The sequence below is a fragment of the Kineococcus rhizosphaerae genome (assembly GCF_003002055.1).
Taxonomy (GTDB): Bacteria; Actinomycetota; Actinomycetes; order Actinomycetales; family Kineococcaceae; genus Kineococcus; species Kineococcus rhizosphaerae.
The window spans coordinates 105,450-123,948 of the sequence record NZ_PVZF01000010.1 but is presented as its reverse complement, the minus strand read 5'-3'; the positions used below and the strand labels follow the sequence as shown (position 1 = coordinate 123,948).

Below are 18,499 nucleotides of genomic sequence, written 5' to 3'. Positions count from 1 at the left end.
GCCCCCCGGGCCCGGTGATCGTGAGCCGACCGTGACCCCGCGGCTACCCTCCTGCGGTGTCCCCCGTGCGCCGCGCCCGTCCCGCCCGCCCGTGAGCGGAGTGCTCACCGGGTTCGTCGTCGTCGCCAGCCTCATCGCCGTGGGGTACGTCCTGGGCCGCACCGGGGTGCTCGGCCCGGCCGGTCAGACGGTCGTGTCGCGGCTGGTGTTCTTCGTCGGGTCCCCGGCGCTGCTCGTGCAGACCCTCGCCGACGCCGACGTGCACGTCCTGTTCTCCGAGCAGCTCGTCGTCGCCAGCAGCGGGGTCGTCGCCGCGGTCGTCCTGTGGGTCCTGATCGCCCGGTACCGGCTGCGCCTGTCGCGCGACGACCTCGTCGTGGGCGGGCTGGCGAGCGCGTTCGTCAACGCCGCCAACATCGGGCTGCCCGTGGCGGCGTACGTGCTGAAGGACCTGACGGCCGTGCTGCCGGCGATGCTGCTGCAGATGGTCGTGCTCTCGCCCATCGCCCTGGGGGTCCTCGACGTCTCCCGGCACCCGGGCGGGGCGAGCGCGAAGCGGCTGCTGGCGCCGCTGGCCAACCCGGTGCTCCTGGCCAGCGCCGTCGGGATCGGGTTGTCGGTGACGGGCTGGCGGCTGCCGACGGCCCTGTCCCAGCCGCTGGGGCTGCTGGCGGGGTTCGCGATCCCCGGCGCGCTCGTCGCCTTCGGCATCTCCCTGCACGGGCGCAGCACGCAGGGGTGGCGCTCGCCGGAGGTGCTCCTGGCCAGTGCCCTGAAGGCGTTCGTGCAGCCGCTCGTGACGTACGCCGTGGCGCGGCTGCTGGGCCTGGGGCCCGGGGCCGTCTACGCGGCGACCGTCGTGGCGGCGCTGCCGACGGCCCAGAACGTCTTCACCTACGCCGTCCGGTACGGGGTGGGGCGCGACCTGGCCCGCGACACCGTGCTGGTGACGACGGTCCTGGTCGCGCCCGTGCTGCTCGTGATCAGCCTGGTGCTGCCGCACTGAGCGCGCGACGGCCCGGGGCCCCGACGCTCAGCCCTTCGCGCGCCAGGCCGACCAGGCGCTGGCCACGATGTCGTGCAGGTCCTGGGTGGCGCTCCAGCCCAGGGTGCTCGTGATGCGCTCGACGTCGGCGACCAGGCGCGGCGGGTCGCCCGCGCGGCGGGCGTTGACGACGGGGTCGAGGTCGACGCCGGTGACCGCGCGGATCTCGGCGAGCACCTCGAACACCGAGGCGCCGCGGCCGGTGCCGACGTTGAAGGTGTCGTGCGGGCGGTCCTCACCGGCCAGGTGGTCCAGGGCCGCGAGGTGGGCCTTCGCCAGGTCCAGGACGTGGACGTAGTCGCGGATGCAGGACCCGTCGGGCGTGGGGTAGTCGTCGCCGAACACCGCGGGCGCCCGCCCCGCGTCCAGGGCGGTGAACACGATCGGGATGAGGTTCATGACGGCCGAGTCGCCCAGGTCGTCCCAGCCGGCGCCGGCGACGTTGAAGTAGCGCAGGTTCGCCGCGCGCAGGCCCCACGCGACGCCGGCGGCGCGCGTCATCCACTCGCCCACGAGCTTCGTCTGGCCGTAGGGGTTGATGGGTTCGGCGGGGCCGTCCTCGCGCACGACCTCGACGGCGGGGGCGCCGTAGGTGGCCGCGGAGGAGGAGAAGACGAGCTTGCCGACGCCCGCGGACTCCATGGCCTGCAGCAGGTTCGCCGTGCCGCCGACGTTCTGCGACCAGTACCGCGCGGGTTTGGCGACCGATTCGCCGACCTGCTTGCGGGCCGCGAAGTGGATGACGGCGTCGACGTCGTGCTCGGCGAAGGCCCGTTCCAGCGCGGGCGCGGCGGCGTCGGTGGCCAGGTCGAGCTCGACGACCGGCGCGTCCCCGACGCGCTGCGCGCGGCCGTTCGACAGGTCGTCCACCACGACGACGTCGGTGCCGCGCTGCTGCAGCAGCCGCACGACGTGGGATCCGATGTAGCCGGCGCCGCCGGTCACGAGAACGCTCATGGTCCGAGCCTACGGGGACCCCGGACAGTAGCCTCGGGGTGTGCTGAGACTGACGAACCCCGTGCAGCCCTACGCGTGGGGCTCGACCACGGCGATCCCGCGGTTGCTCGGGCACGAACCGGACGGCGGCCCTCAGGCCGAGCTGTGGATCGGTGCGCACCCCTCGCTGCCCTCGACGGCCGACGGGAAGGGCCTGGACGAACTCATCGCCGCCTCGCCCGGGGAGTTCCTGGGGTCCGGGGAACGGCTGGGGTACCTGCTGAAGGTCCTGGCGGCGGCCGCGCCGCTGTCCCTGCAGGCCCACCCCGACGCGGCCACGGCCGCGCGCCGGTTCGCCGAGGAGGAGGCCGCCGGCGTCCCGCTGGACGCCCCCCACCGGTTGTACAAGGACACCTCGCACAAACCGGAACTGCTGTTCGCCCTCGAGCCGTTCGCGGCGATGGCCGGTTTCCGCTCACCCGCCGCGGCGCGCGAGCTGCTGGCCGGCCTCGACCTGCCCGCGCTGCCGCCGGACGCGCAGGACCTGCTCGACGCGCTGCTCGCCGCGCTGGCGGGCGAGGACGCGCTGCGGGAGGCGACCCGGCTGCTGCTGACGGCTCCCGCCGAGGCGGTCGCCCCCCTCGTGGAGGCCGTCGCGACGGCGTGCGCGGGGTCGGACGACCCGTCGGCGCAGTGCGTCGTGGAACTCGCCGCCAGCTACCCCGGTGACGCGGGCGTCCTCGTCTCGGTGCTGCTGAACCAGGTGCGGCTCGCGCCGGGGGAGGCGTTGTTCCTGCCCGCCGGCAACGTCCACGCCTACCTGGAGGGCACGGGCGTGGAACTCATGGCCAGTTCCGACAACGTCCTGCGCGGCGGGCTCACGCCCAAGCACGTCGACGTCCCCGAACTCCTCGCCGTCCTGGACTTCCGGGAACTGCCCCCGCCGCTGTGCGCGCCGGAGGTCGTCTCGGACGACGAGCTCGTGTTCTCCCCCGTGCCCGACTTCGCGCTCACCGTCCTGACCGTGCGCGCCGAGCGCGTGTGGGCGGACCCCCTGCCGCGGGCGGTGATCGTCCTGGAGGGCGCGGTGGAGCTGTCCTCCGGCGCGGGGACCCTGGAACTGGCGCAGGGGCAGAGCGCGTTCGTGACGGCGGCCGAGCACCCGCTGACGATCAGCGGGTCCGGGCGGCTGGCTGCGGCGTCCCCCGGGACGCCCTCCGCGTGAGGGCGTAGAGGGCGACACCGACCGCGAGCAGGACCGCGGCGCGCAACCAGACGCCCGCCTCCTGCTGCGTCAGCAGGCCCACGCAGGCCACGACCCCCAGCACCGGCAGCACCGTCGGCGCGCGGAAGTGGCGCTGCTCCACCCGGTCCCGGCGCAGCACGAGCACCGCGACGTTGGTGCTGATGAACACGATCAGCAGCAGCAGCACGACGGTGGCGGCCAGCGTCTCGAGGTCGCCGCTGAGCACGAGCGCCATCGAGACGACCGTCGTGACGACGATCGCGACCCACGGGGTGCGCCGGCCGGGCAGCACCCGCGCCAGCACCGGCGGCAGCAGCCCCTCGGTGGCCATGCCGTACGTCAGGCGGCTGCTCATGATGGCCGTCAGCAGCGCCCCGTTGGCGACGGCGACGAGGGCGATGAGCGAGTACAGCCAGCCCGGCAGGCCGACGTCGGCGACGCGCACGACCTCCAGCAGCGGCCCGCTGGAGTCCTGGATCTGCTCCGGCGCGACGGCCGTGGACACGGCCAGACCCACCAGGACGTAGACGACGCCGGCGACGGCGAGCCCGCCGAACAGGGCCCGCGGGTAGGTGCGGCTGGGGTCCACGGCCTCCTCGGCGACGTTGGCCGACGTCTCGAACCCCACGAAGGAGTAGAACGCCAGCACGGCCGCCGCGAGGATCCCCCCGGCCACGGAGTGCTCGGGGGAGAACTCCAGGACCCGGCCCGGGGACCCGTCGCCGCGGCCCAGGACCACCGCGGCCAGCGCCACGACCAGCAGCAGCCCGCCGACCTCGACGACGGTCATGACGACGTTGGCGCGCAACGAGTCCTTGATGCCGCGCGCGTTCAGCAGGGCCACCAGGACGAGGAACACCAGGGCCGCCGGGAGCGGCGGGACGTCGACCAGGGCCCCCAGGTAGTTCCCGGAGAACGCCAGCGCCAGCCCGGCCACGCTCGTCACCCCCGCCGCCAGCATCGAGAACCCGACGAGGAACGAGACGAGGGGACGGCCGAACGCGCGCTGGGCGAACACGGCCGCCCCGCCCGCCTTGGGGTACTTCGTGACGAGCTCGGCGTACGAGGCCGCCGTCAGCATCGCCATGGCCAGGGCCACCACCAGGGGGACCCAGATCGCCCCGCCGACCTCACCGGCCAGGTTCCCGACGAGGGCGTAGATGCCCGCGCCCAGGACGTCGCCGAGGATGAACAGGAACAGCAGCTCGCCGCTGATGGCCCGGCGCAGCGTGGGAGGTGCGTCGGTCGAGGTCGTGGTGCTCACGGCGGGTGCTTACCCGGACCCGGCCCCACCAACCGTCTGGCCCCACCCACCGCCCGGGGCGCCGGCCGCCCGGGGGTTCAGCGCGCGGGCCGGTTCCCGGCGGCGAGGACCGCGCGGTTGCGGCCCGCCGCCTTGGCCTCGTAGACGGCCCCGTCGGCGGCCGCCAGCAGGTCCCGGGGCCCGGTCGAGGCGCTCGGGCGGGCGGTCGCCACGCCGATGCTGACCGTCAACCAGGGCACCACGGGCGAGGCCGGGTGCTCGACGGCGCACCGGCGCACCTCGTGCCGGACGCGTTCGGCCACGACCAGGGCGCCGGCCGGACCCGTGGCGGGGAGCACGACGGCGAACTCCTCGCCGCCGAAGCGCGCCGCGAGGTCGCCCGGCGCCAGGACGGAGGCCTCCAGCGCGCGGGCCACCGCGCGCAGGGCCGCGTCCCCGCGCAGGTGCCCCCGGGTGTCGTTGTAGAGCTTGAAGCAGTCGACGTCGACGAACAGCAGGGACAGCTCGTCCCCGTCGCGCAGGTGGTGCGCCCACGCCCAGGCCAGGTGCTCGTCGAACGCGCTGCGGTTGGCGATGCCGGTCAGACCGTCGCGGCGCAGGGAGCGGCGCAGTTCGGCGTTGGCCTCCCGCAGGTCCGCTTCGGCGCGCTCGCGGACCCCGATCTCGCGGCGCAGCTGCTCGGTGCGCCGGGCGACGGTCGCCTCCAGCTCCCGGTGGCGGGCGATGGCGGCCAGCGCCGAGCTGACGTCCATCCGCAGGACCTCCGCGGTGTGCTGCAGCAGGGACGTCTGCTCGTACAGGACGTGGCCGAGCTCGTGACCGCGGACCCCCAGGGGCTGCAGGAGCAGGGTGCCGCGCCCCAGCTCGTGCCGGACCCCGGCGGGCAGGAGGTCGGCGACCGGGAAGAGGGACGCGTCCCCGGCCGCCAGGGCGTCCACCCCGCCGGGGTGCGCGAGCGCCAGGCGCCCGAGGCGCTGCTGCGCCGGGTCGTCCGCCACCGGCTCGTAGAGCACGACGAAGCAGCGCGAGACCTGCAGCCGCGCCAGCCGGGACCCCAGCTCGCGCAGGACGTCCCGCTCGTCGGAGCACGCCATGAACGCGCGGTTCAGGTCCAGGGCCGCGTTCGTGACCGTCGCCTGACCGGCGGGGACGACGTCCGGGCCCGGGGGGACCCGCGTGGTGCCGGGCACGGGCCGCTGCGTGGAGGAGCGCCGCACCAGGGTGGTCTCCACGAGGACGTCCTCGGCCGCCGTGCCGTCCAGCAGCCCCAGCACCAGCTCCGCGGCCCGCCGCCCCTGCTGGTGCAGCTGCTGGGAGACGGTGGTGAGGCTGCACCGGGGGTGGGGGGTCTCGTCGTCGTCGAAGCCGGTGACGAGGACGTCGCCGGGCACGTCCAGGCCGTGGTCGTGCAGGGCGTCCACGGCGGCGAGCGCCATCTCGTCGTTCAGGGCGATGAGCGCGTCGAAGCGGTGCCCGGCGCGGACGAGCGCGGAGACCGCGTCGTAGGTCACGTCCCGGGCGAACTCGCCGTCGACGACGAGCGCCTCGTCGAGGCGGGTGCCGAGCTCGGCCAGGGTCTCGCGCACCGCCGCCTCGCGCTCGGCCGAGTCGACGTGGTGGCGCACGCCGCGGACCAGGCCGATGCGCCGCACCCCCTCCTGCCCGGCCACGTGGCGCACGAGCGCGGCCGTGCCGGCCCGGTTGTCGGCGCGCACCACGGGCCGCTGCCCGGTCGGGGCGCCCAGCGCGACGGCGGGCACGTCGGGGTGGGCGGCGAGGAGCCGGTCCACGTCGTCGTGCGACTGCGCCTTCGACATGGGCAGGACGATCGCGGCCCGCACGCCGCCGTCGGCGAAGGCGTGGCGCAGCAGCGGGGAGACGCCGGGGGTGAAGAAGTCGTGGACGTGGACCAGCAGGGGCACTCCCCGGGCCTGCAGGACCTCGCGGACGCCGGGGATGAGCCGCAGCGAGTAGGCGCCCAGGAAGTCCGCGACGACGACGACGGGGCGGTGGTCCCGGTCCACCTGGCTGACCATGACCGCAGTATCGGCACCCGGTGACGCGGACGTGAGGGGTGGTTCCGGGTTCCCCCGACCGGGGGCCGGGCCCCTCAGGCCGTGAGCGTCGCCGTCGCCCGCTCGGAGGCGACGACCTTCTCCGGCAGCGCCGCCAGCGACGGGGTGAGGACCACCGACCCCGTCCGCGCCCACGCCGCCAGCGGCCCGCGCACCACGTCCCCCGGGCCGACGTCCGTCAGCAGCCGGACCCCCACAGGCCACTGCTCCCCGGCCGCCGCGGCCGCCGCGGCCATCGCCGGGTGCGCGATGGTCGAGCCGTCGGCCAGCTCGATCGCCGGGTCCTCCGGTCCGGGCGCCTGCAGCGGCAGGTGGGTGTCGCCGTAGCCCGTCACGACCCGCGCGTAGTCCAGGACCCCGGCCGGGACCTGCGCGCCGAAGTTCACCGCCAGCGGGGCCAGCGACACCGCGATCCGCTCGGCGGAGGCGTCGCGCGCCAGCGTCTGCGGCGACGACGACACGAGGACGTCGGCCGCGCCCGACGCGCCCAGGCGCACCGCCGCACCCGTCGACCACACCGCGAGCTGGAACACCGGGGTCCGCCAGTGCGTCGGCAGGTCGATCGCCACGACCGAGCCCGGGCCGACCTCGAACTCCTCCTCCAGGAGGTTCGCCGTCTTGGCCACCCACGTCGCCAGGACCCGCGCCGACAGCTCGATCCGCTCGCCGCTGCTCGCGTAGTCGCCCGCGTACCACGTCAGCCGGGGAGCGGTGGGGTCGTCGTCCAGCAGCCGACGCAGCAGGGGGAGCACGGCGTCACTGTAGGTTCTCCCCGCGTGAGCGACGAACGGCGCGGCGGCGTCTGGACCCAGGGGACGCGCCGGCGCGAGGGCTCCGGGGTCGCGGCGTGAGCGACAGCCCCCGCGCCGCCGGGATCCTGCTGACCCGGGTCCCCGTCGTCCTGGCCGCCGCGGTCGCCGCGGTCACGGCCGTCGCCGTCCCCCTCGTCCTGCTGGACCTGTGGACCCCGGCCGTCGCCTGGCCCGTCGCCCTCGTCGTCGCCGTCCTCGCCGGCCGCCTCGCGTGGGGGACCCCCGTGGTGGCCGCCGGGTGGGGCAGCGCCGGCGGCAGCGCCGCGATCGCCCTCGCCGCCGGGCTCTGGGCCGCGCTCACGCACGCCGAGCACGTCGTCCTGCGCCGCGACGCCGGGTCGGTGGCCCTGTACGCCCACCAGCTCGCCACCCACCACGGCCTGCCCGTCGACGCGTCCGTCGCCGCCCTCGGCGGGGCCGCGGCCCTGGCCGACCCGAACCTCACCCTCGCCTCGCCGGCCTTCTACGAGGTCGGCGACCACGTCGTCCCGCAGTTCCTGCTCGGCGCCCCCGCCCTGTACTCCCTGGGCGAGTGGGCCGGCGGCTGGACCGGGATGTTCGTCGTGCCCGCCGTCCTCGGCGCGTTCGGCGTGCTGGCCCTGGCCGGGTTCACCGCCCGCGTCGTCGGCGCGACGTGGGCGCCGCTGGCCGCCGGCGCCTTCGCGCTGGCCCAGCCCGTCCTGCACGCCAACCGCTCCACCTACTCCGAACCGCCCGCGCTGCTCGTCCTGCTCGGCGCCGCGTCGCTGCTGGTCGCGCTGCTGCCCGCCACCGGCCGCACCGCCGCGCGCCTCGGCGGCGGCGCGGGCCTGCTCGTCGGCGCGTGCGGGTTCGTCCGCATCGACTTCCTGCGCGAGGTCGCCGTCCTCGTCCCCGTCGTCGCCCTCCTGCTCGCCGTCCGGCACCCCGGCGCCCGCGCCCTCGTCACCGGCACGGGTCTCGTCTCGGCGCTCGCGGTGGGCTCGGCCCTGCTGACCTCGCGGCCCTACCTGGGGACGATCGCGGGGTCGCTGCTGCCGCTGGTGGCGGGGCTGGTGTTCCTCACCGCCGTCTGCCTCGTGCTGACGCGGCTGGCGCGCGGCGGTTTCCTGGCCCGGCGGCGCTGGCTCGTCTCGGACCGGCTGCCGCTCGTGCTGGCCGTCGCGCTCGGCGTCGTCCTCGCCGTCCTGGCCAGCCGGCCGCTGTGGCTGGTCGTGCGCCAGGACCCCGAGGACCCCGGCAGCAAGCTCGTCGCGGGGCTGCAGCTGGCCCAGGGCCTGCCCGTCGACGGGGGCCGCACCTACGCCGAGCACTCGGTGAACTGGATCGCCTGGTACCTGGGCTGGCCCGCCGTCGTCCTGGCCGGGGCCGCGGCCGTCGTCCTGCTGCCCCGGCTGGTCCGCGGCGTGCAGCAGCACAGCCCCCTGCCGTCGTGGACCGCCCCCTACGTCGTGGCGCTCGGCTCGACCCTGCTGACGCTGTACCGCCCCGGCATCACCCCCGACCACCCGTGGGCCGACCGCCGGTTCGTCGTCGTCGTGCTCCCGGCCGTCGTCGTGCTCGCGGTGGCGGCGTGCCGGTTCGTCGTGGACCGCTACGCGGCCCAGCGCCTCACGGGGCTGCGCGTCGCGATCGCCGCCGTCCTGCTCCTCGTGCCCGCCGCGGTCGGGACCGCGCCGCTCGCGTGGGCCCGCACCGAGGTGGGGGAACCGGCGGCCGTCGCGCAGGCCTGCCGCAGCTTCGCCGCCGGTGACGTCGCGCTCGCCGTCGACCCGCGCTCGCGCAACGAGTGGCCGCAGGTCCTGCGCGGCACGTGCGGGGTGCCGACGGCCTCGATCACCGTCCCCACCGCGCAGGGCCGTCCCGGGACGACGGAGTACTGGTCGGCGCTGGGGGCTGCCGTGGACCGCGAGGCGCAGCGGGTCCGGGCCGCCGGCGGCACCCCCGTCCTCGTCGCCGCGGGCGGGGACACCGACCCCGTGGAGGTGCTGCAGAAGCTGGGAGCGACCGGCGTCCGGACCGTCGCCGTGCGTCGCACCGCCGAGGACGAACGGGTCCTCACCGAACGCCCCGACGGGCTGCAGCGCATCGACGTCCGGCTCGTGACGGGCGTCGCGCCCTAGCGGTCCCCGAGGGCCGTGAGCATCGTCGCGTGGACGCGCAGCCGCACCAGGCAGCTGCGGGCGGCCATCCGGATCGGCTGGTCGGAGCAGTGCGCCACCAGCCACTCGGCCAGCCGCTGCAGCTCGGCAGCGCTCAGGTCCATGCCCGCGCAGCCGGTGGCCAGGGCGGCGTGGTTCCACTCCTCCACGGCGTACAGGGGGCTGGAGACCTCGGCGAACCGCTGCAGCCACTCGAGCGCCCTCGGCGGTTCCACGGTGCGGGGGACGCTGCGCAGACCGACCCCCCGCTCCACCTGCTCAGTGCTCATGCTCCGAGACATCGGCGGTGCGGGCGTCCACGCGCAGGGCGCCGAGCAGGTGAGGCGGACGGGTGATCACGTCGCGGGGCCACCCCGTCCGGCCGGTCGTGCCGCCGCGGGGTGATCACGGTTGGCCCGCACGGGTGGCGCACCCGGGTGGTCGACGCCCCGTGCGCTGCAGCGGGCGGCGGGGCCGGCCGATGGTCAGGACGTGGACACCCTGCAGCCGGCGGACCCGGCCGGAGCCGAGGAACGAGACCAGCCGGACGGCACCGGTGTGCTGACCGACCGGACCCGCCTGGAGGCCGTCGCCGCCTGGGACGGGGAGCACCCCGCGCTCAAGCGCCGCCTGGACGAGGTCGCGGCCCGCACGGCCGCCCGGCTCGGGTTCCCGCTGAGCCTGGTGAGCCTCGTGCTGGACTCCTCCACCCTGTTCGCCGGCAGCCACGGCCTCGTGGGCTGGGTCGCCGACGTCGGGGGCGTGCCCGCCGAGTGGTCCTTCTGCACCACGACCGTCGTGGAGGGTGCGCCGTACGTCGTCGTCGACGCCCTCGAGGACGCCCACCAGCGTCAGAACCCGGTCGTGACGGACGGAGGCGTGCGCAGCTACGCGGGCGTCCCGCTGCGCGCGCCGGACGGTCAGGTCGTCGGTGCCCACTGCGTGCTGGGCGTGGACCCGCACGAGTTCACCCCCGGCGAGATCGCCGAGCTCGAACGCGCCGCCGCCGAGCTCGTCGACGTCTTCGAGCAGCACCGCACGTCGGGGGAGTGACCCCCGCGCGGGGCGCGACGAGGACGCGGAGCCGGCGCACACCGGGCACCGTCTCGACGTCGGCCGCCGCGCCACCGTGAGGAGCCGGCGGCCGTTCACCGGGGGTTGCGGTGCAGCCGCCGGACCGCGAGCGCCAGGTGCAGCCGGTGCACGCCGTCGGGGGTGTGCAGGTCCCACCCGAGCAGCCGCGAGGCGGTGGCGAGCCGCTTCTGCAGCGTCGAGTGGTGCAGTCCGAGGGTGGTGGCCGCGGCCCGCTGGGTGGTGCTGGTGGTGAGCACGTGCAGGGTCTGCAGCATCGCGGGTCCGGCCGCGGCGCAACGGTCCACGGCACGCACGTCCGCGTTCGGCGGGGTCCGGCCGTCGACGGCGCCGGCCAGCAGCAGCAGCGCCGGGACCGCCTCGGCGTGCACGACCCGCGGGCCCGGGTCGGCCGGGGTCCCCTCGGCCGTCAACCGCAGGGCCGCCCGCGCCGCGGCGTGCGAGGCGGGCGCGTCGGCGACGTCGACGCGCGGGCCGACGCCCGCCCGGACGGCGCTGAGGTCGAGGTGGTCGCCCACGAGGAGCGCGGACCCGTCGCTCAGCGCCGCGACCCGCACGGTGTCCGGGCAGCCGAGGGCCTGCCCGGCCCGGCGCCGGTCCGGCGGGCAGGCCGCGGGGTCCAGGAGCACCTCCAGCAGCGCCGGGTCCGGCGGCACCGGTCCGCCGGTGATCGGCCGGGTGCGTTCGAGGACGGCCAGGGCCAGGGCCGAGGCCCGTTCGAGCACCACGGCGTCCACGACGCGCGCCGGGCCCGGCCGCTCGAGCCACAACGTCGCCCCGCCGTCGACGGCGTGGTGCAGCCAGCCGGGGTCGGGCACGCAGCGCGGCGCGGGCCGGCCCTCGGGGTCGACGCGGACGTGGACGTTCCGCCGGTCGTCGGACAGGCCTGCGCCGCAACCGGTCAGGGCGGCGGCGCCGCGGACGACCGCGTGCAGGCCCGCGTGCCCGGCGGCCAGCTCGTCGAAGTAGGACACGACACGGATCGCGGCGCCGGCCTCGGGGTCCAGCGCCGCGAGACGAACCGTCAGGTCTCGCACGAACCCTCCTCGCCCGGACCCTACTGCGGGGGCGGGCCCGGGATCAGGGTTCGAGCAGACGGCGCAGCCAGGTCAGCCGCGCCCGGCGGGCCTCGCGGGAGATGCCCGCCTCGGGGGCGAACACGTCGAACCCGTGGCACCCGCCGGGCCACACGTGCAGCTCGGCGCGGCCCCCGGCCTGCCAGATGCGGGTGGCGTAGGCGACGTCCTCGTCGCGGAAGTTCTCCGCGGAGGCGACGTCGACGAACGCCGGGGGCAGGCCCGACAGGTCGGTGGCGCGGGCGGGGGCGGCGTAGGGGGAGACGTCGGGACCGCCGCGGGCGGCGCCGAGCAGCGCGGTCCACCCCGTGTCGTTCGCGGTGCGGCCCCAGGTGCCGGTGTCGCCCATCTGCTGCGCCGAGCCGGAGTCGTTGCGGTCGTCGAGCATCGGGTAGATCAGCACCTGCCCCGCCAGGGCCGGGCCGCCGCGGTCGCGGGCGAGCAGGGCGACGGCGGCGGCCAGCCCACCGCCCGCGCTGGCCCCGGCGACGACGAGGCGGTCGGGGTCGATCCCCAGCTCGCCGGCGTGCCCGGCGGTCCAGACCAGCCCGGCGTAGCAGTCCTCGACCGGCCCCGGGTGCGGGGTCTCGGGGGCCAGCCGGTACTCGACGGAGACCACGGCCAGGCCCAGGTCGGCGGCCCAGTCGAGGGCTTCGAGGACCCCGCCGCGGTTGTCGCCGAAGACCATCCCGCCGCCGTGGATCCAGTAGACGGCCGCGGTCGGGGTGGGCCGGCCGGTGGGCCGGCAGACGAGCAGCCGGACGTCGGGATCGCCCGCGGGGCCGGGGACGGAGCGTTCCTCGACGCTGAACGCGCCGCCGCGGGCCAGGTCGGCGTCGGTGGGCGGTTCCTGGCCGGGCAGCCCCTGCCGCACCAGCGGGATCACGTCGGGGGTGATGGCCGGGAACCCGCCGGCGGCGGCCAGGGCCGCCGCGACCTCGGGGTCGAAGGGGACGGGTGGGGTGGTGGTCTGCGTGGTCGTCTGGGTGGTCGTCTGGGTGGTCGTCTGGGTGGTCATCGTCGACCTCTCGTCGGTGGGGGACCCAGCGTGCACCCGGGGCCCGCGGTGCGGCGGCGCCGGGCGGCGGACGTCGGCCGCCACCTGGCGCGGCCGGTGCGTCGGGGACGTCCCGGGGCGGGGGTCCCTCCTCCCCGGGGAGGAGGCCGGCGCCGCGGTGATCTCCTCCGCGGGCAGGTCCCGGCCCGGTGCGGGCGTCCCTAGCGTCGTCGACGTCGGGCCGCGGGGGCACCGGCGCGGTCGAGACCGAGGGGGACGCATGATCACGGCTGAGGCGCTGACGAAGCGCTACGGGACGACGACGGCGGTGGACGGGCTGTCGTTCACCGCCGGGCCCGGGGCGGTGACCGGGTTCCTCGGCCCCAACGGCGCGGGCAAGTCCACCACGATGCTGCTGGTCCTGGGCCTGGAGCGGCCCACGGCCGGGACGGTCACGGTCGACGGGCGGCGCTACGCCGACCTGCCCTCGCCGCTGCGCACCGTCGGGGCGATGCTCGACGCCCGCTCGGTGCACCCGGGCCGCACCGCCTTCCGGCACCTGCTGGGCCTGGCCCGCACCCACGGGATCCCGCGCTCGCGGGTGGAGGAGGTCATCGGGCTGACCGGGCTGGAGGCGGTCGCCGGCCAGCGCGTCAGGACCTTCTCCCTCGGCATGGGCCAGCGCCTCGGGATCGCCGGGGCGCTGCTGGGCGACCCGGGGACGCTGGTGCTCGACGAGCCGGTCAACGGCCTGGACCCCGACGGGGTGCTGTGGGTGCGCGACCTCGTGCGGGGACTGGCCGCCGAGGGCCGCACCGTGTTCCTGTCCTCGCACCTCATGCACGAGCTGGCGCTGTGCGCCGACCGGGTCGTGGTCCTCGGACGGGGCCGGCTGCTGGCCGACGCCTCGGTCCGGGACCTGCTGGAACGCTCCGCGGGCGCCGGGCTGGTCCGGGTCCGCACCACCGAACCCGACGTCCTGGCCCGCTCGCTGGTGCGGCTGGGCGCCGAGGTCGCCCCGCAGCCGGACGGTGTCCTGCACGTGCGGGGGATCGGGGCCGAGGAGGTGGGGGCCGCGGCGGGCCGGGACGGGGTGACCGTCCTGGAGCTGGCGGCCGAGACCGGCTCCCTGGAAGCGGCCTACCTGGAACTCACGACCGGGTCGGTGCAGTACCGCGCGGGGGGTGCCCGGTGAGCGCGCCCGCGAACCTGCTCGACCGTCCACGGGCCGCCGTGGATCCCTCGTTCGCACGGGTCGTGCGCGCCGAGTGGACGAAGCTGACCGGGCTGCGCTCCACGACCGTCATCGCCGTCGCCACGGTCGCCGGGACGGGCCTGCTGACGCACCTGTTCGCCAGCGCCTCCTCCGGCGACCCCGGATTCGTCCCGACGCGCGAGCTGGGGGCCGCGCTGCCGCTGGCGTTCCTCGGGCCGCTGCTCCTGGGGATCCTCGTGGGGACCGGTGAGTTCAGCACGGGGACCTTCCGCACGACGTTCGCCGCGGTGCCCCGGCGGGTGCCGGTGCTGCTCGCGCAGGCCGTCGTCACCGCCGCCGTGGTGCTGGTCACCGGCGTGCTGAGCGTCGGCGCGGCGGTGCTGGGCATCCTGCCCGCGGCCGCCTCCCGGCAGATGACCCCGGACCTGGCCGGGGCCGGCGTCCCGCAGCTGCTGCTCGGGTCGGTGGGCCACCTGCTCGGCGCCGGGCTGCTCGGCCTGGCGATCGGGGCGCTGCTGCGCCGCCCGGTGCCCGCGGTGGTCACGGCCGTCGTCGTCCTGCTCGTCGCCCCCGTGGTGCTCGCGTTCGCGGCCGAGGCCGGGAACGACCCGATGGCCGCGTACGACCCGCAGCACGTCCCGACCGCTACGGCGCTGGTCAACACCGTGGAGACCTTCACCCCCGTCGGCGCGGGGGCGGCGCTGACGAACCCCGGCGGCGGCGGGCTCGACGGCGCCCCCGACCTCGGGGGTGCCGGCTCGGCCCTGGTCCTGGCCGGCTGGGTGGCGCTGCCGCTGACCGTCGCCGCGTTCCGGTTGCGTCGTCGTGACCTCGGCTGAGGTCCCCTCCGGGGCGGTCACCCCGTCGCGGGTGCTGGCCGCGGAGTGGACGAAGGTCGCGAGCCTGGCCTCGACCCCCTGGACCGTCGTGGGCACGGTCGGGTCCGCGGGGGTGCTGGCGTTCGTCCTGGGCCTGTTCGCCGGGCCCGGGCACGCGGTGAGCGCGACGTCCCTGGTCACCTCCGGGTACCAGCCGGCCCAGCTCGGTGCGCTCGTGCTGGGGGTGCTGGTCGGCAGCGCGGACTTCGCCACCGGCACCAGCCTGACGACGTACGCCGCCGTGCCCCGCCGCCTGCCCGTGCTGGGGGCCCAGGTCGTCGTGACCGCGGCCCTGACCCTGGCCGCCGGGCTGCTCGCGCTCGCGGCCTCGGTCGCGGCGACCACCGGGGCCCGGCGGACGACAGGGCTGGCGTGGTCGGCGGCCGACCCCGGGGACCTGCGCGCGGCGGTGGGGTACGTGCTGTTCCTGGCCGGGGTCGGCGTGTGCGGGGTCGGTCTCGGGGCGCTGCTGCGCCGGCCGCTGGCGGCGCTGACGAGCGGGGTGGCCCTGTTCGTCCTCCTCGACCAGGTGCTGGCCGCGAACCCCGGGCGGGTCGCCGACACCGTCCGCGCCCTGCTGCCCAGCGGCGGCGCGGGGCTGTTCGCCGACGACGCCCGGCTCGCCGCGCTGGCCGCCGGTCCCGGGCCCGACCTGGGCCCGTGGGGGGCCGGGCTCGTCCTGGGCGCCTGGTGCGCGGGGCTGGCCCTGCTCGCCGGGTACCGGCTCGCCCGCCGGGACGTCACGTGAACGGCCGGTGGGAGGGTGGGCCGGTGACCCCCGCACCGGCCCTGACCGCCTCGCAGGTGCAGCGGCGGACGACGACCGGCCGGGTCCTGCTCGCGCACCCGTGGATCGGCCACGTGCTGCTCGTCGCGGTCGTGCTGCTGGTGGGGGCGTTCACCGCGCTGCTGGCCTCCGAGACGGTCCGGGGGGCCACGGCGCTGGGCCTGTTCGAGCCCGGTTCCCCCGTGCACGACCGGGTCGTGCGGACCTGGCTGGCCGGGGCGGGTCTGGGAGCGGTCGTCCTGCTCGCCCGGCGCCGGTGGCCGCTGGCCGTCACGGGGGTGCTGACGGCGCTCGCGGTGGCGTCGCTGGCGGTCGGGGGCGTCCTTGGGGTGCTGGGGCTGTGCCTGGCGTGGTCGCTGCACGCGGTGGCCGCTCGGCGCAGCGCCCGCACCGCGTGGGTCGCGGGGTCGGCGGTGCTGGCCGTCGTGACGGTGGCCGTGTGGTGGTGGCAGGACGTCGGTCTGGCCGAGGTCCTGCTGTGGAGCGACGAGGTCCCGCTCGGGGACGGGCCGCCGGCCTGGCAGGTGGCCGAGCCGGGGTTCTCGGCGGGGCGCCGGTCGTGGACGGTGCTGCTGCTGCTCGCGCTGCTGGTCCTGGGCGCGGTCACCGGGGCCGGGGCGCAGGCCCGTCGCCTGCACGCGCGCGACCTCGCCGAGCGGTACGCGGCGCTGGCCCGCGAGCGCGACGCGAGCGCGGCCCTGGCCCGCTCGGCCGAGCGGGCCCGGATCGCGCGGGAGGTGCACGACATCGTCGCCCACAGCGTCTCGGTGATGGTGGCCCTGTCCGACGGCGCGGCCTCGGCCCTGGACCGCGCCCCGGAGGCCTCCCGGCAGGCCCTGGCGGAACTGTCGCGGACGGGCCGGGCCGCGCTGGGCGACATGCGCAGCGTCCTGGGCTCGCTGGGACCGGACGGTGCGCCGGACGACGACCGGCCGGCCCTGACGGCCCCGACGGAGACGGACCTGCACGCGGTCGTCGAGCGGTTCCGGGCCGCGGGCCTGCCGCTGACGACCACCGGGCTGGACGCCGACCTGCCCGCCGACACCGCGCTGCGGCTGGCCGTGGTCCGCGTCGTCACCGAGGCGCTCACGAACGTGCTGCGGCACGCCCCGGGCACCCCGTCCACCGCGGTGACGCTGCGGCGCACCGGCACGGCCGTGGAGGTGGAGGTCGTCGACGCCGGGGGCACCGGCCCGGGGGAGACGGGCGGGTCCCGTCGCGGTCTGGTCGGGATGCGGGAGCGGGCCGCGCTGCTCGGCGGGCACGTCGAGGCCGGTCCCGCCCCTGGCGGGGGGTGGCGGGTGCGTGTCGTGCTGCCGGCCGGTGCGCCGGGCGAGGGAGGGTGCGGGGCGTGACGAGCGTGCTGCTGGTGGACGACCAGGCGTTGCTGCGCATGGGGTTCCGGCTGGTCCTGGAGTCCGAGCCGGACCTGCGGGTGGTCGGTGAGGCCTCCGACGGCGCCGTGGCGCTGGAGCAGGTCGCCGCCCTGGCCCCGGACGTGGTGCTGATGGACGTGCGGATGCCCGGGGTGGACGGCATCGAGGCCACCCGGCGCATCGCCGCCGAGCACCCGGCCTCGAAGGTCCTGGTGCTGACCACGTTCGACGTCGACGAGTACGCCTTCGCCGCGTTGCGGTCGGGGGCCAGCGGGTTCCTGGTCAAGAGCGCGCGGCCCGAGGAGCTCGTCGAGGCCGTCCGGGTCGTCGCCTCGGGCAGTTCCGTCGTGGCCCCGCGCGTCGTGCGGCGCATGCTCGACCTGTTCGCCGGGCAGTTCCCGGTCCCGGGGCAGGCCGAGCGCGACGACGGGCTGCACGCCCGGTTGCGGTCCCTGACGCCGCGCGAGCTCGACGTCCTGCGGGGCATCGCCGAGGGGTTGTCCAACGGCGAGATCGCCGAGCGCCTGGTCGTGTCCACCACGACGGTCAAGAGCCACGTGGGCAACGTCCTGGCCAAGCTGGGGCTGCGCGACCGGGTGCAGGCCGTCATCGCGGCGTACGAGTTCGGGCTGGTCCGGGCGGGCGGGGACGGACCGGCCTGACGTCGCGGGCGGGGGTGCGGTCGTCGTCGCGGGCGGGGGCGCGCCCGGTGCCGGGGGCGTCGCGCAGCAGGACGACGGCGCCGGCGGCGACGAGCAGCCCGGCCACGCTCGCCGGGCGCAGTCCCTGGCCGAACACGGCGGCGGCCCACCCGGCGGTCACCGCGGGCGTCAGGTAGAGCAGCGTGCTCGCCCGGCCCGCCCCGTCCCGGGTGGTGACGAGGTGGTAGACGCCGTAGCTGCCGATCCCCGCCATCGCCGACCACGCGACGGCGGTCCAGAACCCCGTCGTCGGCGGCGGGGCGAGGTGCCCGGCCCCGGCCGCGACGGCGGTGAAGGAGCCGGCGGTGACGAGCGACTGCACGGCCAGCGTCGGTCCCGGTGGCGGCGTCGACCCCGCCCACCAGCGGTCCTGCAGCAGGGTCCCGGCCGACAACCCCGCCATCGCCAGCGCGGGCAGGGCCAGCGCGACGACGGCGACCCCGGCGCGCAGGTCGCCCAGGGCCGTCAGGGCGACCCCGGCGGTGCCCAGCGCCAGTCCCGCCAGGTGGGCCGGGCGCAGCCGCCGGCGCGTCAGCCGCGTCGTGGCGACCAGGACCACGGCCGGTTGCAGGGAGGTGACGAGCGCCGACGTGCCGGCGGGGACCCCGGCGGCCGCGGCCCAGAACACCCCGCCGAGGTAGACGACCTGGCTCAGCAGCCCCACCACGGCCTGGCGCAGCCAGTCGCGCCGGCTGAACCGCCGGACCGCGGGGACGAGCCAGGGCAGGAGCAGGACGGCGGTGGCCAGGCTGCGCCAGGCGAGCACGGTGTCGGGTCCGGCGTGCCGGGCCCCGAGCTCGGCGCCGACGAAGCCGGAGCTCCAGACGACGACCAGGACGACGCTGCGGACGCTCACCCCGTGAGGTAACCACACCGGT

General features: G+C 76.9%; 17 protein-coding genes. 9 read left to right on the top strand and 8 right to left on the bottom strand.

Annotated features, from left to right (window positions below):
- Positions 1-91 precede the first annotated feature (91 nt).
- Positions 92-1,006, top strand: coding sequence for an AEC family transporter (locus tag CLV37_RS19045; RefSeq protein ID WP_146149492.1), 915 nt, complete (start codon positions 92-94; stop codon positions 1,004-1,006).
- 27 nt (positions 1,007-1,033) lie between these two features.
- On the opposite strand, the gene galE is transcribed toward CLV37_RS19045, so the two are convergent.
- The gene (gene galE / locus CLV37_RS19040; protein ID WP_106213362.1) at positions 1,034-2,002 is read right to left on the bottom strand and encodes a UDP-glucose 4-epimerase GalE; all 969 of its coding nucleotides are present in this window, start codon (positions 2,000-2,002) and stop codon (positions 1,034-1,036) included.
- 40 nt (positions 2,003-2,042) lie between these two features.
- Here galE and manA point away from each other — a divergent pair, with 40 nt between their 5' ends.
- Entirely contained in the window at positions 2,043-3,206 is a 1,164-nt protein-coding gene (manA, locus tag CLV37_RS19035; RefSeq protein WP_106213360.1) for a mannose-6-phosphate isomerase, class I, read from the top strand.
- Here manA and CLV37_RS19030 read toward each other — a convergent pair.
- The 3 genes from CLV37_RS19030 to CLV37_RS19020 all read right to left on the bottom strand — a co-directional run bounded on the left by CLV37_RS19030 (position 3,154) and on the right by CLV37_RS19020 (position 7,318).
- The gene (locus CLV37_RS19030; protein WP_106213358.1) at positions 3,154-4,491 is read right to left on the bottom strand and encodes an APC family permease; all 1,338 of its coding nucleotides are present in this window, start codon (positions 4,489-4,491) and stop codon (positions 3,154-3,156) included. The genes manA and CLV37_RS19030 overlap by 53 nt on opposite strands.
- A gap of 77 nt (positions 4,492-4,568) precedes the next feature.
- Positions 4,569-6,527, bottom strand: a complete 1,959-nt coding sequence (locus CLV37_RS19025; protein ID WP_106213356.1) for a diguanylate cyclase domain-containing protein — start codon at positions 6,525-6,527, stop codon at positions 4,569-4,571.
- 74 nt (positions 6,528-6,601) lie between these two features.
- The gene (locus CLV37_RS19020) at positions 6,602-7,318 is read right to left on the bottom strand and encodes a TIGR03089 family protein (RefSeq protein ID WP_170127366.1); all 717 of its coding nucleotides are present in this window, start codon (positions 7,316-7,318) and stop codon (positions 6,602-6,604) included.
- A 95-nt stretch (positions 7,319-7,413) separates the two neighbouring features.
- Between CLV37_RS19020 and CLV37_RS19015 the strand changes: the two genes are divergently transcribed.
- Positions 7,414-9,480 carry a hypothetical protein gene (locus CLV37_RS19015; protein WP_106213352.1) on the top strand — a complete coding sequence of 689 codons (2,067 nt, stop codon included), beginning with the start codon at positions 7,414-7,416 and terminating at the stop codon, positions 9,478-9,480.
- Here CLV37_RS19015 and CLV37_RS19010 read toward each other — a convergent pair.
- Positions 9,477-9,788: a hypothetical protein gene (locus CLV37_RS19010; protein ID WP_146149491.1), complete on the bottom strand. Its 312-nt coding sequence runs from the start codon at positions 9,786-9,788 to the stop codon at positions 9,477-9,479. The genes CLV37_RS19015 and CLV37_RS19010 overlap by 4 nt on opposite strands.
- A gap of 202 nt (positions 9,789-9,990) precedes the next feature.
- On the opposite strand from CLV37_RS19010, the gene CLV37_RS19005 reads away from it, so the two are divergent.
- Positions 9,991-10,551 (top strand): GAF domain-containing protein, encoded by a 561-nt coding sequence (locus tag CLV37_RS19005; RefSeq protein ID WP_211298774.1) that lies wholly within the window; start codon positions 9,991-9,993, stop codon positions 10,549-10,551.
- Between the two features lie 95 nt (positions 10,552-10,646).
- On the opposite strand, the gene CLV37_RS19000 is transcribed toward CLV37_RS19005, so the two are convergent.
- Entirely contained in the window at positions 10,647-11,627 is a 981-nt protein-coding gene (locus CLV37_RS19000) for a helix-turn-helix domain-containing protein (RefSeq protein ID WP_106213348.1), read from the bottom strand.
- A 43-nt stretch (positions 11,628-11,670) separates the two neighbouring features.
- Positions 11,671-12,684 (bottom strand): alpha/beta hydrolase, encoded by a 1,014-nt coding sequence (locus tag CLV37_RS18995; protein WP_106213346.1) that lies wholly within the window; start codon positions 12,682-12,684, stop codon positions 11,671-11,673.
- A gap of 259 nt (positions 12,685-12,943) precedes the next feature.
- Between CLV37_RS18995 and CLV37_RS18990 the strand changes: the two genes are divergently transcribed.
- From CLV37_RS18990 to CLV37_RS18970, 5 genes are read left to right on the top strand one after another with little or no spacing between them, the layout of a single operon-like run.
- Positions 12,944-13,858, top strand: a complete 915-nt coding sequence (locus tag CLV37_RS18990; RefSeq protein WP_106213512.1) for an ATP-binding cassette domain-containing protein — start codon at positions 12,944-12,946, stop codon at positions 13,856-13,858.
- Positions 13,855-14,718 (top strand): ABC transporter permease subunit, encoded by an 864-nt coding sequence (locus CLV37_RS18985; RefSeq protein WP_106213344.1) that lies wholly within the window; start codon positions 13,855-13,857, stop codon positions 14,716-14,718. Before CLV37_RS18990 ends, CLV37_RS18985 begins: the two co-directional genes overlap by 4 nt.
- Complete coding sequence (locus CLV37_RS18980) at positions 14,705-15,505, top strand: hypothetical protein (RefSeq protein WP_211298773.1); 801 nt, start codon at positions 14,705-14,707, stop codon at positions 15,503-15,505. The genes CLV37_RS18985 and CLV37_RS18980 overlap by 14 nt, the downstream gene beginning before the upstream one ends.
- A 23-nt stretch (positions 15,506-15,528) precedes the next feature.
- Positions 15,529-16,899, top strand: coding sequence for a sensor histidine kinase (locus CLV37_RS18975; protein ID WP_245885485.1), 1,371 nt, complete (start codon positions 15,529-15,531; stop codon positions 16,897-16,899).
- The gene (locus tag CLV37_RS18970) at positions 16,896-17,582 is read left to right on the top strand and encodes a response regulator transcription factor (protein ID WP_106213510.1); all 687 of its coding nucleotides are present in this window, start codon (positions 16,896-16,898) and stop codon (positions 17,580-17,582) included. The genes CLV37_RS18975 and CLV37_RS18970 overlap by 4 nt, the downstream gene beginning before the upstream one ends.
- Here CLV37_RS18970 and CLV37_RS18965 read toward each other — a convergent pair.
- Complete coding sequence (locus CLV37_RS18965; RefSeq protein ID WP_170127365.1) at positions 17,527-18,477, bottom strand: DMT family transporter; 951 nt, start codon at positions 18,475-18,477, stop codon at positions 17,527-17,529. The genes CLV37_RS18970 and CLV37_RS18965 overlap by 56 nt on opposite strands.
- Between the last annotated feature and the right edge of the window lie 22 nt (positions 18,478-18,499).